At 65.0% G+C, this 14728-nt stretch carries 13 protein-coding genes and 1 pseudogene; 10 read left to right on the top strand and 4 right to left on the bottom strand.

All coding sequences use genetic code 11. The features are described 5' to 3' along the window. Positions 1 to 4: 4 nt before the first annotated feature. Positions 5 to 970, top strand: a complete 966-nt coding sequence (locus tag Q4G50_RS01375) for an NAD-dependent epimerase/dehydratase family protein (protein ID WP_303375839.1) — start codon at positions 5 to 7, stop codon at positions 968 to 970. On the opposite strand, the gene Q4G50_RS01370 is transcribed toward Q4G50_RS01375, so the two are convergent. Both Q4G50_RS01370 and Q4G50_RS01365 read right to left on the bottom strand, forming a co-directional pair. After that, the gene (locus Q4G50_RS01370; RefSeq protein WP_303375838.1) at positions 925 to 2766 is read right to left on the bottom strand and encodes a cation-translocating P-type ATPase; all 1842 of its coding nucleotides are present in this window, start codon (positions 2764 to 2766) and stop codon (positions 925 to 927) included. The genes Q4G50_RS01375 and Q4G50_RS01370 overlap by 46 nt on opposite strands. Positions 2767 to 2917: 151 nt before the next feature. Further along, complete coding sequence (locus Q4G50_RS01365; RefSeq protein WP_303375837.1) at positions 2918 to 3136, bottom strand: heavy-metal-associated domain-containing protein; 219 nt, start codon at positions 3134 to 3136, stop codon at positions 2918 to 2920. Positions 3137 to 3233: 97 nt separating this feature from the next. On the opposite strand from Q4G50_RS01365, the gene Q4G50_RS01360 reads away from it, so the two are divergent. From Q4G50_RS01360 to Q4G50_RS01340, 5 genes are all read left to right on the top strand, one after another. Further along, positions 3234 to 3800 carry a protein-L-isoaspartate O-methyltransferase gene (locus Q4G50_RS01360; RefSeq protein WP_303375836.1) on the top strand — a complete coding sequence of 189 codons (567 nt, stop codon included), beginning with the start codon at positions 3234 to 3236 and terminating at the stop codon, positions 3798 to 3800. A 10-nt stretch (positions 3801 to 3810) separates the two neighbouring features. Next, on the top strand, positions 3811 to 4422 hold the full coding sequence (locus Q4G50_RS01355; RefSeq protein WP_303375835.1) for an NAD(P)-dependent oxidoreductase: 612 nt from the start codon (positions 3811 to 3813) through the stop codon (positions 4420 to 4422). A gap of 147 nt (positions 4423 to 4569) precedes the next feature. Then, positions 4570 to 7257 (top strand): DNA methyltransferase, encoded by a 2688-nt coding sequence (locus Q4G50_RS01350; RefSeq protein WP_303375834.1) that lies wholly within the window; start codon positions 4570 to 4572, stop codon positions 7255 to 7257. Between the two features lie 8 nt (positions 7258 to 7265). After that, complete coding sequence (locus Q4G50_RS01345; protein WP_303375833.1) at positions 7266 to 9242, top strand: DEAD/DEAH box helicase; 1977 nt, start codon at positions 7266 to 7268, stop codon at positions 9240 to 9242. Continuing rightward, on the top strand, positions 9235 to 10413 hold the full coding sequence (locus Q4G50_RS01340) for a GIY-YIG nuclease family protein (RefSeq protein ID WP_303375832.1): 1179 nt from the start codon (positions 9235 to 9237) through the stop codon (positions 10411 to 10413). Before Q4G50_RS01345 ends, Q4G50_RS01340 begins: the two co-directional genes overlap by 8 nt. 50 nt (positions 10414 to 10463) lie before the next feature. On the opposite strand, the gene Q4G50_RS01335 is transcribed toward Q4G50_RS01340, so the two are convergent. Next, positions 10464 to 11171: a PIG-L deacetylase family protein gene (locus Q4G50_RS01335; protein ID WP_303375831.1), complete on the bottom strand. Its 708-nt coding sequence runs from the start codon at positions 11169 to 11171 to the stop codon at positions 10464 to 10466. 23 nt (positions 11172 to 11194) lie between these two features. Here Q4G50_RS01335 and arfB point away from each other — a divergent pair, with 23 nt between their 5' ends. The 4 genes and pseudogenes from arfB to Q4G50_RS01315 all read left to right on the top strand — a co-directional run bounded on the left by arfB (position 11195) and on the right by Q4G50_RS01315 (position 13571). Next, a complete protein-coding gene (gene arfB, locus Q4G50_RS01330) occupies positions 11195 to 11644 on the top strand; it encodes an alternative ribosome rescue aminoacyl-tRNA hydrolase ArfB (RefSeq protein ID WP_303375830.1) in 450 nt (149 codons plus the stop codon). Between the two features lie 67 nt (positions 11645 to 11711). Beyond that, the gene (locus Q4G50_RS01325) at positions 11712 to 12071 is read left to right on the top strand and encodes a hypothetical protein (RefSeq protein WP_303375829.1); all 360 of its coding nucleotides are present in this window, start codon (positions 11712 to 11714) and stop codon (positions 12069 to 12071) included. A 63-nt stretch (positions 12072 to 12134) separates the two neighbouring features. After that, a pseudogene (locus tag Q4G50_RS01320) lies at positions 12135 to 12380 on the top strand (amphi-Trp domain-containing protein); the annotation flags it as partial. A gap of 15 nt (positions 12381 to 12395) precedes the next feature. Then, entirely contained in the window at positions 12396 to 13571 is a 1176-nt protein-coding gene (locus tag Q4G50_RS01315; protein ID WP_303375828.1) for an RtcB family protein, read from the top strand. A 7-nt stretch (positions 13572 to 13578) separates the two neighbouring features. Here the strand turns inward: Q4G50_RS01315 and Q4G50_RS01310 are convergent, their stop codons facing one another. Continuing rightward, complete coding sequence (locus tag Q4G50_RS01310) at positions 13579 to 14709, bottom strand: PQQ-dependent sugar dehydrogenase (protein ID WP_303375827.1); 1131 nt, start codon at positions 14707 to 14709, stop codon at positions 13579 to 13581. Between the last annotated feature and the right edge of the window lie 19 nt (positions 14710 to 14728).

Genomic DNA, 14728 nt, shown 5'->3' with positions numbered 1-14728 from the left:
AGGTATGGGCACTCCACTGCATGTCACGGTCACGGGGGCCGGGGGTTTCCTCGGCACCCATGTCGTCAATCAACTACGGGCCCGGGGCGACCGGGTGACTGCGTTGGCGGACCCGACGGTCTGCGATGTGTGCGACTCCGCGCAGGTGGCGAAGGCGATCGGGCCCTGCGACGTCATCGTCCACTGCGCGGCGGTGGTCACTATCGACGACATCGTTCGCCCAGAGGTGCACGCCGTCAACGTGGGCGGGACGGCAAACATCATCGACGCCGCGCGCCGGCTGGGCGCCCGTCTGGTCTACATCTCTTCCGTCCACGCACTCACCGAGGCCCCGACCGGGGTGGTCATGCGCGAAGCGGACAGCTTCGACCCCGACACCGTGGTGGGCGGGTATGCGAAGACGAAGGCGGAGGCTGCCGCGCTGGTGCTGGCGGCCGACGATCTCAAGCGCGTCATCATCCACCCCTCCGGCCTGCTGGGGCCGGGAGATCCAGGGTCGACCAACCTCACCAACCTCGTACGCCGGCTCATGAGCGGTGAGCTCGGCGTGGTGGTCGACGGCGGTTACGACATGGTCGACGTGCGCGACGTCGCGGCGGCGATCGTCACGGCCTGCCGCACCGGGGACGGCTGCTACCTCACCACCGGTGACTACGTCACACTCCGGCAGATCGGCAGGATTGTCACGGAGTTGGTCGGCCGGCGCCGCCCGACGATCCTGCCGACGTGGATCGCCCGGGCCGGTGCCATCCCGGCGGAGTGGATCGGGAAGGTTTTCGGACGCCCTCCCCTGTTCACCCGCTACTCCCTGTACACGCTCGGTTCCGGCAACCGTTTCGACAGCACGCGGGCGCGGCGGGAACTGTTGTTCCGGCCGCGCCCGGTGCGGGAGAGCCTGACCGACATGGTCGCTGACCTGCAGGATCAGACCCGCACCCCATCCCGCGGTGCCACCCGCACCGCCGGGTGATCATCCTTGAGCGTCGGCCGCAGCAGCAGCATCGCGATGGCGATGACCAGCAGCACAGAGGCCTCATGGACAAGCATGCCGATCGCCATGGTCACCCCGCCGACCAGCACGCCGGCGAGCAGCACCGCCACGGTCACCAGGGCGATGGCGATGTTGATCCGCATGGTCCGCACAGTGCGACGGGCCAGGCCGAGGGCGTAGGGCAGGCGGGGCAGGCGGTCGGCCATGAGCGCGATGTCGGCGGTCTCGATGGCGGCCGGCGATCCGGCGGCGCCCATCGCCACGCCGATATCTGCCTGCGCGAGGGCGGGAGTGTCGTTGACGCCGTCGCCGACCATGGCGACCACCCGCCCCGCACCCTGCAGTGCACGGACGATGTCGAGTTTGTCCTCCGGCATGAGTTCCGCCCGGACCTCATCGACACCGAGCTGGGAAGCGACATTGTGTGCCACGCGCTCAGCGTCACCGGTGGCCATGACCACCCGGATCCCGCGTCGGTGCAGTTCATCGACGGCCGCCGCGGCGTCGCTGCGCACGGTGTCTGCCACGGCGACGATGCCCACGGCCGCACCGTCCACACCCACCCACATCGCGGTGCGGCCCAACTCGTTGAGTTCCAGCACCGGGGCCGGATCAGGTTGCACCTGCAGCAGGGCCGCGGTACCGACGGTGACGTCACGACCGTCGATACGCGCCCGGATGCCGTGACCGGTGACGGGCTCGGCGGCGTCGATAAGCGGGACCTCCAGGCCCCGGGACTCCGCTCCACGGATGATCGCGTCGGCGAGGGGATGCTCGGATGCGGTCTCGGCGCGGGCGGCGAGCACCAGCACCTCCTCCTCGGACCAGCCGTCGAAGGCCCGGACGTCGGTGAGCTCCGGGCGGCCGTTGGTCAAGGTGCCCGTCTTATCGACGACCACCGTGTCCACCTTCGCGGCGGTCTCCAGGTACTCGCCGCCCTTGATGAGCACGCCGTCCTTCGCGGAGCGGCCGATACCGGCGACGATGGACACCGGGATGGAGATCACCAGGGCGCCGGGGCAGCCGATGACCAGCAGCGTCAGCGCCAGTTCGATGTCGCGGGTGAGCAGCCCGGCCACCAACGCACCGACCATGACACCGGGGGTGTACCAGGCGGAGAAGCGCTCCAGGAAGGTCTGCGTGCGGGCCTTGTCGTCCTGGGCGTCCTCCACGCGGTGGATGATCTTGGCCAGGGTGGAATCGGAGCCGATCCCGACTGCCTCGACGCGCAGGACACCGGAGCGCAGCCACGTACCGGCGAAGACCTCGGACCCCTCGGCCTTTTCGGCGGGAACGGATTCACCGGTGATGGTAGCCTCGTCGACTCCGCCGCGACCGGCGACGACACGCCCGTCGACCGGCACTTGCTCCCCGTTGCGCACGAGCACCACATCACCGGGTTCCAGTTCCCAGATCTCCACGGTCTCCGGTTCCCCGTCGCGCAGCAGGGTGGCGGTCTCGGGGGCGGCCTCGACCAATTCGCTCAGCGCCCGGCGCGTGCGGTTGAGCGTCGCCTTCTCCAGGGCCTTGCCGAGAGCGAAGAGGAAGGTGACGGCCGCCGACTCCCAGTAGTTGTTGATAAACAGCGCGCCGACCGCGGCCACGACGACGAGCAGATCGATGGAGATGACGCGGATCCGCAGCGCCTGCACCGCCGAGATCGCGATGCGCCAGCCGGCGACGACGGCGGCGGCGATCATGAGCAGATCCACGCCGGTGACCAGCGCCGCGACGATGAGCAGTCCGGAGACTGCCACGATTCCCCAGGTTTTCATGGTTCCTGTCCTTTCTTGTGTTGTCACCTGTGACGTTATGGAGGCCCGCGGGGGAAGTCCTTGACGCGGATCAAAGAACGCGGAAGTGGTTGCCGGCATGGGAAAACCCCCGTTTCCGGCACCGGAAACGAGGGGTTGTACCCGCCAGCACTTACACGGCCGAGGGCTTGGCGGTGTAGCCGACGGCGGCGACGGCGTCGACCAGCTCGCGAACGGTGACCTTCTCCGGGTCATGGTCGACGAGGATGCGGCCCGAGGAGAACTTCACCTCGGCCGTATCCACCCCGTCCAGGCCGTTGAGCTTCGTCTCGATCTTGGTCACGCACGACGGGCAGGAGAACTCGTCGGAGCGCAGCGTGGTCTTCTTCATGATGGTGTCCTCTCTCTTTACTTTCTGACACCCTTGACGTTAGGGCCGCCGCGCGGGGAGTTCCTTGACGTAGATCAAAGATCGCTAAGGTCGGGGTATGGAGAGAATTCGGCATGTCATGGCGCGTGTGGACCGGGCAGGTTTTCTCCCTGAGCGCGCCCGCGGGCAGGCGGGGTTTGACGCCCCCATCGCCATCGGGCACGGGCAGACGAACTCGCAGCCGTGGACGGTGGCGTTCATGCTTGAGCTTCTCGACGTCCGACCCGGTCACCGCGTCCTCGATGTCGGTGCCGGCTCAGGGTGGTCGACGGCGCTGCTCCATGCGCTTCTCGACGGCCGCGGCCGCCTCTCCGCCGTCGAACTCGTCCCCGAACTCGTGGCCTTCGGACAGGCCAACCTCGACGCTGCCGGAGTGGACGTGCGGATCGTACAGGCCACCGACGGGGTGTTCGGGCTGCCGGATATTGCCCCCTTCGACCGCATCCTGGTGTCCGCGGAGGCCACCGAATTGCCCGCTGACCTCGTCGAGCAGCTGGCGCCCGGCGGGATCATGGTCATTCCGGTCAAGGGGGCGATGTCGCGCGTCGAGAAGCTCCCAGACGGTGAGGTGCAGGTGACCTCGCACGGCGGGTTCCGTTTCGTACCTCTCCTACGCCGTCGCTAGGGTGAGGGGCATGAACATCACCGTCATCGGAGGATCCCGGGGCACCGGGGCGCAGGTCGCCATCGCCGCCCGGCAAGCTGGACACCAGGTCAACGTCGTCTCGCGCAGCGGCAACGCCCCCGTGGGCACCCGCGCGATCACCGGTTCCGCGACCGACCCGGAGGTACTCCGCGAGGCTTTCGCGGGTGCCGACGCCGTCGTGGTCACCGTAGGCGCCTCCCGCGGCTCATCGCGCCCCCGCACGCAGATCACCCGCGCGGTCATTGATGCGATGAAGGAGGCAGGGGTGCGTCGGCTGATCGTGCAGTCCTCGCTCGGCGCCGGGGATTCCGCCTCCCAGCTGCCGGTTCCCCTGCGGCAGTTGATGACGGTGTTGCTGGCGAAGCCGCTGGCGGACCATAACGAGCAGGAAGAAGCGGTGCGGGAATCGGGCCTGGACTGGACCATCGTGCGCCCCACCGGTCTGCGGACGGCTCCGCCGACCGGTCACGTCCGGGCCCTCGAGGTGACCGACCACGGCACCCTCGGTGGGTCGATCCCGCGCATCGATCTCGCCCGCTTCATCCTCGACGTCGTGGACGATGAATCGACGATCCGGAAAGCCTACGGGGTCAGTTCCTAGACTGTACGACGCCGGCGGGCGCGGCCACACGTGGTGGACCCGCCACGAAAGATACAGGCGGCACACCTCGACCCGGCAGCTCGGAAAGTCCCCCACCGCCGATACACTCATTGCCAGTAGCGATGTTCAATCAGGTGGAGGAAGCCCATGGCGAAGCTGAGTCTCAAGGCCGTCGAGGCTCGAATCGAGCCCCTGGGCTACCGCGAGTCCTATGATCGGGAGTTCATTTTCGAGCTCCTGGACGCCTACGGCAAGCCGAAGTCCTCCCTCACCCGCCTGCGCACGGGTTCCCTTAATGTGGCTGCCGAGCCGGACGTGGAGGTCGCCCAGAAGAACGTCGTGTACTTCCGGGAGGTGCCCCAGGGGCAGGCCCTGGAGGCCGTCGAGGAGCTGCGCGCCGCCGCACATGTGGTGCGCTACACCCCGCGCTTCGTCATCGCCACCGACTTCGAGGAGCTGGTGGCGTTGGACATGAAGACACGCGAGAACCTGGTCATCCCGATCCGGGACATCGCCGCGCACTTCACGTTCTTCCTGCCGTGGGCGGGTATGGAAAAGGCCCAGTATGTCGCCGAGGCTCACGCGGATGTGCGCGCCGCCGAGCGCATGGGCAAGCTTTTCGACGAGCTGCTCACCGCCAACACCGACCTCATCACCTCCCCGGCTGGCCGCCACAGCCTCAACGTGTTCTTCACCCGCCTGCTGTTCTGCTTCTTCGCCGAGGACACCGGCGTGTTCACCGAGAACCAGTTCACCAACGCCGTCGGTTCCCACACCCTGCCCGATGGTTCGGACACCCGGGATTTCCTCACCGACCTCTTCTCCGCGCTGGACACCCCTGTTCCCCAGGACAAGCCCACACACCTGCGGGACTTCCCGTACGTCAACGGTCGGTTGTTCAGCGCGGACGCCGCCATGGTGGTGCCCGACTTCACGGCGAAGGCGCGCACGCTGCTCATCGACCTGGGCACCCTGATGTGGCAGGAGATCAACCCGGACATCTTCGGTTCCATGTTCCAGGCGATCGTTTCCCCGGGCACGCGCTCGGACCTGGGGCAGCACTACACCTCGGTGCCGAACATCTTAAAGACGATCGAGCCGCTGTTCCTCGACGAGTTGAAGGAGCGTTTCGACGCCGCCTACGACAGCATCCCCCAACTCAACCGCCTCTACGACCGTATCGCCGGGATCACGATCTTCGATCCGGCGTGTGGTTCGGGAAACTTCCTAGTCATCGCCTACAAGGAACTACGCCGCCTGGAGCACGCGATCCTCGACCGGTTGGCCAGCCTGAACAAGACCCAAGACGCCCTGTTCACCGATTCGCGCATCAACATCGAGAACTTCTTCGGCATCGAGATCGATGACTTTGCTGTGGAAGTGGCGATCCTGTCGATGTGGATCGCCAAGCACCAGATGAACGCGGAGTTCGCCGAGAAGTTCGGCATCAGCATCCCGCTCATCCCGCTGAAGGAGACCGGCAACATCGTCGCCGGCAACGCCGCCCGCCTGGACTGGAACCAGGTGTGCCCAAACAACGGCACGGATGAGATCTACCTGATCAGCAACCCGCCGTACGGCGGATCTAAGAAGCAGACTAAGGAACAGAAGGAGGATTACGAGTTCGTTTTCGGGGCACGGCCCTTCTCGAAGAACCTGGATTACATCGCTCTGTGGTTCATAAAGGGCGCGGACTACATAAGGGATACGCGTGCCGAGTTGTCGTTGGTGTCGACGAATTCGGTGGTTCAGGGCGAACACGTCGCATTGATGTTCCCCATGATCTTCGACATGGGCATCGAGATCGGTTACGCCTACACGTCATTCAAATGGGAGAACAACGCCAAGTACAACGCGGGCGTCACCGTCGTGGTGGTCTCACTTCGCATGTCGAGCGACAAACCGAAGTACATCTTCACCGATGACCTGCGGATCCGAGCATCGAATATCAACGGGTATCTGGCGGACGGCCCATTTGTGACAGTAGCAAGAAGAACTAAGCCGACAAGTAACGTGCTTCCCTCAATGGTGTTCGGCAGCATGCCGAACGACGGAGGAAATCTTCTACTTACTACCGAGGAATCGAATGACCTCATTAAGCAATATCCTCAGTGCCCAGAATTCCTAAAGCGCTTCATTGGAGCCAGTGAGCTGATTAGCGGCAGGGAGCGCTGGGCCCTATGGTTAGACGCAAAGAGCTTTTTGAAGCTATCCTCTATACCGCCGATTCTCGAACGGATAGAAAAGGTACGGGAACACAGGATCTCCAGTAAGCGACCCGCTACACAAAAGCTGGCTGCCATCCCATATTCTTTTGGGCACATTGCCTACAAACCCACGAACTCCATCATCGTGCCGAGCGTGTCCTCCGAGCGCCGGGACTACATCCCGATCGGCTATCTCGGACCCGATACGGTCATCTCGAACCTCGCCTTCGCCGTCTATGACGCCGAACCCTGGCTTTTCGCACTGCTCACCTCACGCATGCACATGGTGTGGGTGAGAGCCGTCGGCGGGAAGATGAAGACGGATTTCCGCTACTCCAACACCATTGTCTACAACAACTTCCCGGTTCCGCCCTTGAGCACACATTCCAAGGAGGAACTCACGGAGCTGGCCCTGCGGGTTCTCGATGTGCGGGAGTATCACTGCGAGTTCACGCTGGCGCAGCTGTACGACCCGGATAAGATGCCCGCGAATCTCCGGCAGGCGCATGCGGAGGTGGATGCGGCCGTCGACAAGCTGTATTCCACACGAGCGTTCGAGACTGATGAAGCCCGTCTGTCCACCCTGTTTGCTATGTATGAAGACGCCATCGCCGCGGAGAAGAAGTAAGAGGAATCATGGGCAAACACAGCAAACCCGTCAGTAATATCGTCAACGTGACCTACGCCCAGGCGGGCACCTCGGTCAACACCGACGCCATGGGCATGCGGGAGATGCAGCGCCGCGTCTTTGAGCATCGTGATTCCCCCTACCTGCTGATCAAGGCACCGCCGGCCTCGGGCAAGTCCCGCGCGCTGATGTTCGTCGGTCTGGACAAGCTCTACAACCAGGGGCGCACAAAGGTCATCGTCGCGGTACCGGAACGCTCGATCGGCGCCTCCTTCGGCGACACCGACCTGGTCACCCACGGTTTCTTCGCCAACTGGGCGGTGGAGGAGCGCAACAACCTGTGTATCCCGGGGTCGTCGGAAAGCAAGGTCGATTCCTTCGTGCGCTTCCTGCAGGGCAGTGATCCGATCCTCGTGTGCACCCACGCCACCCTGCGCTTTGCTTTCGAGAAGCTCGCCCCGGAGGATTTCGATGGCACGGTGTTGGCCATCGACGAGTTCCACCACGTCTCCGCCGACCTCGACTCCAGCCGCCTCGGCTCTCTGCTGCGCAGCGTCATGGCGGGCTCCGACGCCCACGTTGTCGCTATGACGGGCTCCTATTTCCGCGGCGACACCGTGCCGGTGCTCTCCCCCGAGGACGAGGCGAAGTTCACCCCCGTCACCTTCAACTATTACGACCAGCTCAACGGCTACCGCCACCTGCAGTCGCTCGGCATCGGCCACCACTTCTACCAGGGGCGCTACACCGACGCGATCGATGAGGTGCTGGACCTGGATAAAAAGACCATCCTCCACATCCCGAGCGTGAACTCCGGCGAATCCACCAAGGACAAACTGGAGGAGGTCGGATACATCCTCGACGTCATCGGCGAGGTCGACGGCGTTGACGAAGACACCGGGATCATCAGCGTGCGCCGACGCGACACCGGAGAGATCCTCCAGGTCGCCGACCTCGTCGACGACACCGATCAGAAGGCGCGCGCAGCCACCCTGATCTACCTCACCGAGGTGGCGGCGAAGGACCGCGACGGCATCGACATCATCATCGCCCTCGGCATGGCCAAGGAGGGCTTCGACTGGCCGTATGCCGAGCACGCCCTGACCGTCGGCTACCGCGCCTCGCTCACGGAGATCATCCAGATCATCGGACGTGTCACCCGTGACGTCGAAGGCAAGGAACACGCCCAGTTCACCAACCTCATCGCTGAGCCGGACGCCACGCAGGACGAGGTGACCGTGTCCGTCAACAACATGCTCAAGGCCATCACCGCCTCCTTGCTGATGGAGCAGGTGCTGGCGCAGAACTTCGACTTCAAGACGAAGCACGGCAATGATGACCACGCCAAACCCGGTCAAATCAAGGTCGACGGGTTCCGGGAGCCGTCCACCGACCGGGTGAGGCAGATCGTCGATTCCGATCTCAATGACCTCAAGGCGACCATCCTCCAGGATGACACCTTCGCACGTGCCGCCGCCGGCGGTGTCGACCCGGAGACCACCAACAAGATCCTCATCCCGAAGATCATCCGGGAGCGCTATCCCGATCTGACCGATGCAGAGCTGGAGGAGGTACGCCAGCGCGTGGTCGTCGACTCCGTGATCAAGACCGGCGAGGTACGGGAGGTCGGAGACAAGCGCTTCATCAAACTCGCCAATTCCTTCGTGGACATCGAGAAGCTGCACATCAATCTCATCGATGCAGTCAACCCCTTCCAACGCGCCTTCGAGGTCATGTCCAAGTCCGTGACCCCGTCGGTGCTGCGGTTGATCTCCGACTCGATCGCCGCCAGCCGCATCGACATGAGCCCTCAGGAGGCGATGGAGCTTTTCCCCACCGTTCAGAACTGGGTGAAGGTGAACGGGAAGCGCCCCGACCGCAGGAGTGAGGACCCCACGGAGCGGCTGTACGCGGAAGCGGTGCTCGTGCTGCAACGACTCAAGCGCGAACACGCACAGTCACAGGAGAAGAACACCGATGAATAAGGAGATCGACCCGCAGGTGTTGGCGGACCTCTTTGCCGCGGACACCGACGGCCTGCTGGACACCCCCATCAAGCCCCCGCCGGTGACGGCGGACAGCCGCCTGGAGAAGGGCTTCCTGGAGATCGTGGAGTTTTATCGCGCGCACGGGCGCGAACCCTCGTCGTCGACCCGCGACATCGCCGAACGGAAACTCGGCGCCCGGCTCGACGGCTTCCGGGCCACTCCGGAACGGGCCCAGCAGGTGCGCGCATTCGATGAGTTTGGCCTGCTGGATGCCCCCGAGATCGACTCCCTGGATGATCTTCTGGCCGAGGATGACCTGGATCTGCTCGACAGCGACGCGGACATCTTCGACCTGTCCGGGCTACCCGAGCAACCGGCGCAGCCGCGCTCCGCCGACGAGGTGGCCAAACGGACGAAGGCCGAGGACTTCGAGGTCTTTAGACCTCTCTTCGCCGCCAAGCACGCCGAACTGCAGGAGGGAACCTGGCAGCTCATTCCTTTCCGTGGCCTCTCCACCATCAAAGTGGGCACCTTCTTCGTGCTCGGTGGTGTCATGGCGTTTGTCGCTGAAGTCGGGGAAACCGAGTTCAAGCCCAACGGTGACCGCGAGCGCCCGAAGGAACGGCTGCGTGTCGTGTTCGAAAACGGCACCGAGTCCTCCATGTACCGGCAGTCCTTCTCCATCCGGCTCTACGAGCAGAACGGCCGCGCGGTGGTACGCACCGGATTCGACGCCTCCGAGATCGGTGACGCCGACCAGGAGACCGGCCACATCTACGTGCTGCGCTCCCTCAGCGAGGACCCGCAGATCGCGGCACTGGACGACCTGTACAAGATCGGTTTCTCCACCACCTCCGTGGACCAGCGGGTGGCCGACGCCGCTAAGGAACCGACATATCTCATGGCCCCGGTCGAGGTCATCGCCGACTACCGGGCCTACAATCTCCGACCCTCCGCGCTGGAACATCTGCTGCACCGTGTGTTCGCCGCCTCCCGACTGCAGGTCTCCCAGGTCGGACCCGGGGGGCGCACCTACAACCCCTCTGAGTGGTTCATCGCCCCGCTGCGGGTGATCAACCAGGCCGTCGACATGATCATGACGGGCGATATCGTCGAGGTCGTCTACGACCGCACCTCCCAGAGGCTGGTGCCGATTGACAATCGCTGAGGCCGGGAAGTTCGAGCGATTCATGCCTTTGGTGGAGCGGCCTCCGCTCCCTAAATCGGATCGAAGACGCGGAAGCTCACTGCACGCTCCCCATCGGGCTGCTCGAGCATCATGGGAATGAAATCCTCCGGCTTCGGGTGATCCGGCAGGGCCTCGAAGTAGACCTTGTGGCAGGCCAGGGACTCGATGCCACGCTGCTCGGCCTTCTCATCGACGAGGACGCGGTGAGTCGGATCGCCCGCGTTGGCCACCAGCAGGCGCTTGGTTTTATGGGCCGGCAGATCCAGGTCGCGGTGGACCCAGGGGTTATCGGCGTCGCGGACGGCATCGACGGTCATGAGCCCCGCCACGCGATGATCGGCCTGGTTGAAGGAGCCGTAGGCCTCGAGTTCGAAGTTGGCGGTGATGACGGTATCGGGCTGAAACTGCCGGATGTGCTGGGCAATGTCGCGGCGCAGTTCCATGGAATCCATGAGCTGGCCATCCGGGTGCTCCAGGAGGGTGAGGTCGCTGACTCCGACGGCGGCGCAGGCGGCGCGTTGTTCTTCGGCGCGCAGGGGGGCCACCTCTGCCGGTTCCAGGTGCCGGATTCCGGCTTCACCGTGGGTGAGCAGGAGGTAGCCGACCTCCACTCCGGCCTCAGTCCACATGGAGACGGCGGCGGAGAGCCCGTATTCAGCGTCGTCGGGGTGGGCGACGACGATGAGCACGCGGCGGAAATCGGACCAGTCGAGGGAGCGAAGCACGTTTGTTGTCATGTCACCACCCTATACTCTGATTTATGGACCCGCTAGTGCTAGACCCCGGCCCCGGTATCCCCGACGGACTCAGCATTCCCGCCGCCGACCTCCGCGAACAGTTCGCCCGCTCCTCCGGTCCCGGCGGGCAGGGCGTCAACACCACCGACTCGAAGGTCCAGCTATCTCTTGACCTAGCCACCACCTCCGCCCTCGACGAACGCCTGCGCCGCCGCGCGCTGCACCACCTCGCCCACCGCCTCGACGGCACCGTCCTTCAGGTTCAAGCCTCGGAACACCGTTCGCAATTGCGCAACCGGGCGCAGGCGCGGCGTCGATTAGCAACACTCCTGCGGGAGGCGCTCGCCCCTCCCCCGCCACCCCGGCGCAGGACGAAGCCGACAAAGGGGTCGATGCGGCGCCGATTAGCAGCCAAACGGCGACGCTCGGACCTGAAATCCACCCGCCGGAAGCCGGAACAGTCTGGGGAATAGCTGGCAATTGGCCAGGAAGGTTGCCCCGGGAAGGACAGGGTGTGAGCTGGTACTTTAAGCTGGGGCCATGGCTAAGAACTACGAATTGAACTATGACTGGCACCGCCTCGGCCCCACCCAGTGGACGGAGGAATCAACCGTCACCTTGCAGGTGGATGCCGATTCCTATGACCACGGCGAGAAGATGTGGGCGGCCTTGAGCGGTTGGTGGAAGGACATGCCGAAGGAGGGTGAGCTCGCCTACGCTGGCGGCTGCCGCTTCCCCGCCCCGGTACGCCTCAACGACGAGCACGCCACGGCACGGATCATCTCGCGCGGGCAGGATGCCTTCGACTCGATCGCCCACTATGCCGAGGAGTTGCGCGGCATCCTCGAGGCAGCCGATGCCGACGTGGTGATCACGTGGACGGAACTGCCCCACAGCTGACCCTTTATCCCCTGATTAAAGCGTGCGATCATGAGCCTAAGGAGCTAGGCGAAATTCACCCGCGATGAGCTGGCTGACCTGCTCGAAGGCCTGGCCGGACGCATCCGCGAGGGCCATCTCCCCCTCGGCGAAGGCGCCGGCCAGGTGGACATGGACCTGCCGCAGACGTTCAGCGTCGAGATGGAGGCCCAGGACACCGGCAAGCGCGTGCTCAAATGCGAGCTCGAGCTGGAGATCGAATGGCCCATCGAGGTCGACGGCACCCCGCCGGACCATCCGGACCCGCGCTCCGGTTTCGCCGTCAGCTGAAGTACAAAGGACACCATGCAGTCCCTCTCCGATTCCGTGAAGTCGTGGGCATCGCTTCTCGACGACACCACCGCCGACCAGGCCCGCTCCCTCGGGCAGCTGCCGTTCATCCACCCGCATATCGCGCTGATGCCCGATGCCCACGCGGGACTCGGTTCCGCGGTGGGCACCGTCATCCCCACTGTCGGAGTGGTCATCCCGGCAGCCGTCGGCGTGGATATCGGCTGCGGCATGATCGCCGCCCGCACCCGCTACACCGCCGCCGACCTGCAGGGACACGAGCTCACCCAGCTGCGCGACACCCTGGAACACGTCATCCCGCTCTCCCCCGGCAACTACAACAAACGCACCGACCGCTTCACTTTCACCGCCCCGCGGCTGCAGGAACTCACCGACCTGGCGAAGCGTGACGACGTCGACCTCTCCCACTCCCCGCACTGGAAAGTCCAGCTAGGCACCCTCGGCGGCGGCAACCACTTCATCGAACTGTGCCTCGACGAGGACGACAACGTGTGGATGTTCCTCCACTCCGGATCCCGCGGCGTGGGCAACAAGATCGCCCGCGTCCACATCCGCGCCGCCCAGGAGCAGTGCCGCCGGGAAGGGGTCATTCTCGACCACCCCGACCACGCCTACCTGCGCGAAGGCACCCCCGAGTTCGACCGCTACCTGCGCGAGCTGCGCTGGGCCCAGCACTTCGCCCTGCTCAACCGAGAGGACATGATGGACCGCTTCGCCTGGGCCCTGGCCGACTTCTTAGGCGATAGCGACGTCGGCGAGGTCGAACGCATCAACTCTCACCACAACTACACCGAACCCGCCGTCATCGACGGCGTCCACGTGTGGCTCACCCGCAAGGGTGCCATCGACGCCTCCGACGGCCGCCCCGGGCTCATCCCCGGATCCATGGGCGCGCAGTCCTACGTCGTCGAAGGCCTCGGCAACGACGAGGCCCTGCGTTCCGCCCCGCACGGCGCCGGTCGAGCACTCAGCCGCACCCAAGCGAAGAAGAGGTACACCGCCGCCGACCTGGAAAAGGCCATGGGCGACATTGTCTACCGCCCCGGCAAACAGTGGGTGGATGAGATCCCGGCCGCGTACAAACCCATCGACGTGGTCATGGAGGACGCCGCTCCGCTGGTACGCATCCGCCACACGCTGCGACAGGTGCTCAACGTCAAGGGGCTGTAGGGGCGGGTCAGGCCGGGCGCAGCTCCAACAGACGTCCCTCCGGCCCGTCCTCGAGCACCCAGATCGCGCCGTCGGGAGCCTCGGCGAGCGCCCGGATGCGGGCACCCATCTCCCACTCATCGACCACGGTGGCAGGTTCGCCGAGCTCCACGCGGACGATCTTCTGACCGGACAGTCCGCCGAGGAGGGCGGAATCGGCCCAGCCTTCGAAAAGCTCCCCTGAGTAGATGAGTAGGTTGCCCGGCGAGATCGACGGCACCCACCACGCGGCCGGGCCGTGGAAGCCGTCGCCGTCGGTGTGGTCCGGGATGGGATCGTCGTTGTAGTGGACACCCATGGACACCTCGGGCCAGCCGTAGTTGTCGCCCTCCACCAGTAGGTTAAGCTCGTCGCCACCTTGCGGGCCCATCTCGGAGACCCAGATCCGGCCCTGCGCATCCGTGTCAATGCCAAGTGCGTTGCGGTGCCCCATCGTCCACTGTTCCGTGCCCCAGGGATTGTCCGGCGCGGGCTGCCCCTCGTGGGTGAGCCGCAGGACGGAGCCGAGGTTGGTGTCGTGCTCCTGCGCAGGCGTCATCTCCATGCGGTCACCGGAGGTGACGTAGAGGTGGGTGGCGTCGATAAGCAAACGCAGGGAGAGGTGTCCGTTGCCGGCAGCCGGGGTCTGTTCCCATATCTCTTCCACCGTGCTTATCGACGCCCCCTCCATGTCCAGGTACGCACGTCCCACCACACCCTGCGCGCCGTTTATGTGCGGTCGCACCCAGCTGAGGTAGATCATCCCGTCCTCCTCGAAGGTGGGGCCGGGGATGACATCGTGCATGCCGGCCTGCCCTTCGGCATGCACCTCCGGCACTCCGGTGACCTCGGTGACCTGGCCGGTGTTCTGGTTGCGCAGCTGCAGCGCGCCGCGACGCTCGCTGATCAGGAGATGGTCGGTTCCCGGCAGAAAAGCCATGGCCCAACCGGTGTTGAAGGTGCCGTGCTCGTCGACGATGAATTCACGGGTCGCCCCGGAGTCGCTGGGGGTGGCGGGTGCGACGGTCGCCCCCTCCTGCGGTGGGGTCACCTCCTGCGGGGCGCTGGTGCATCCGGTGAGCAGGGCGGCGGCCAGGGAAAGGGCGAGAATTCGACGCATAGCCCCACCCTACGTCGTG

The sequence above is a fragment of the Corynebacterium sp. genome, assembly GCF_030538285.1.
Lineage (GTDB): Bacteria > Actinomycetota > Actinomycetes > Mycobacteriales > Mycobacteriaceae > Corynebacterium.
The sequence above is the reverse complement of the archived record's forward strand: the minus strand, read 5'-3'. Positions and strand labels throughout refer to the sequence as shown.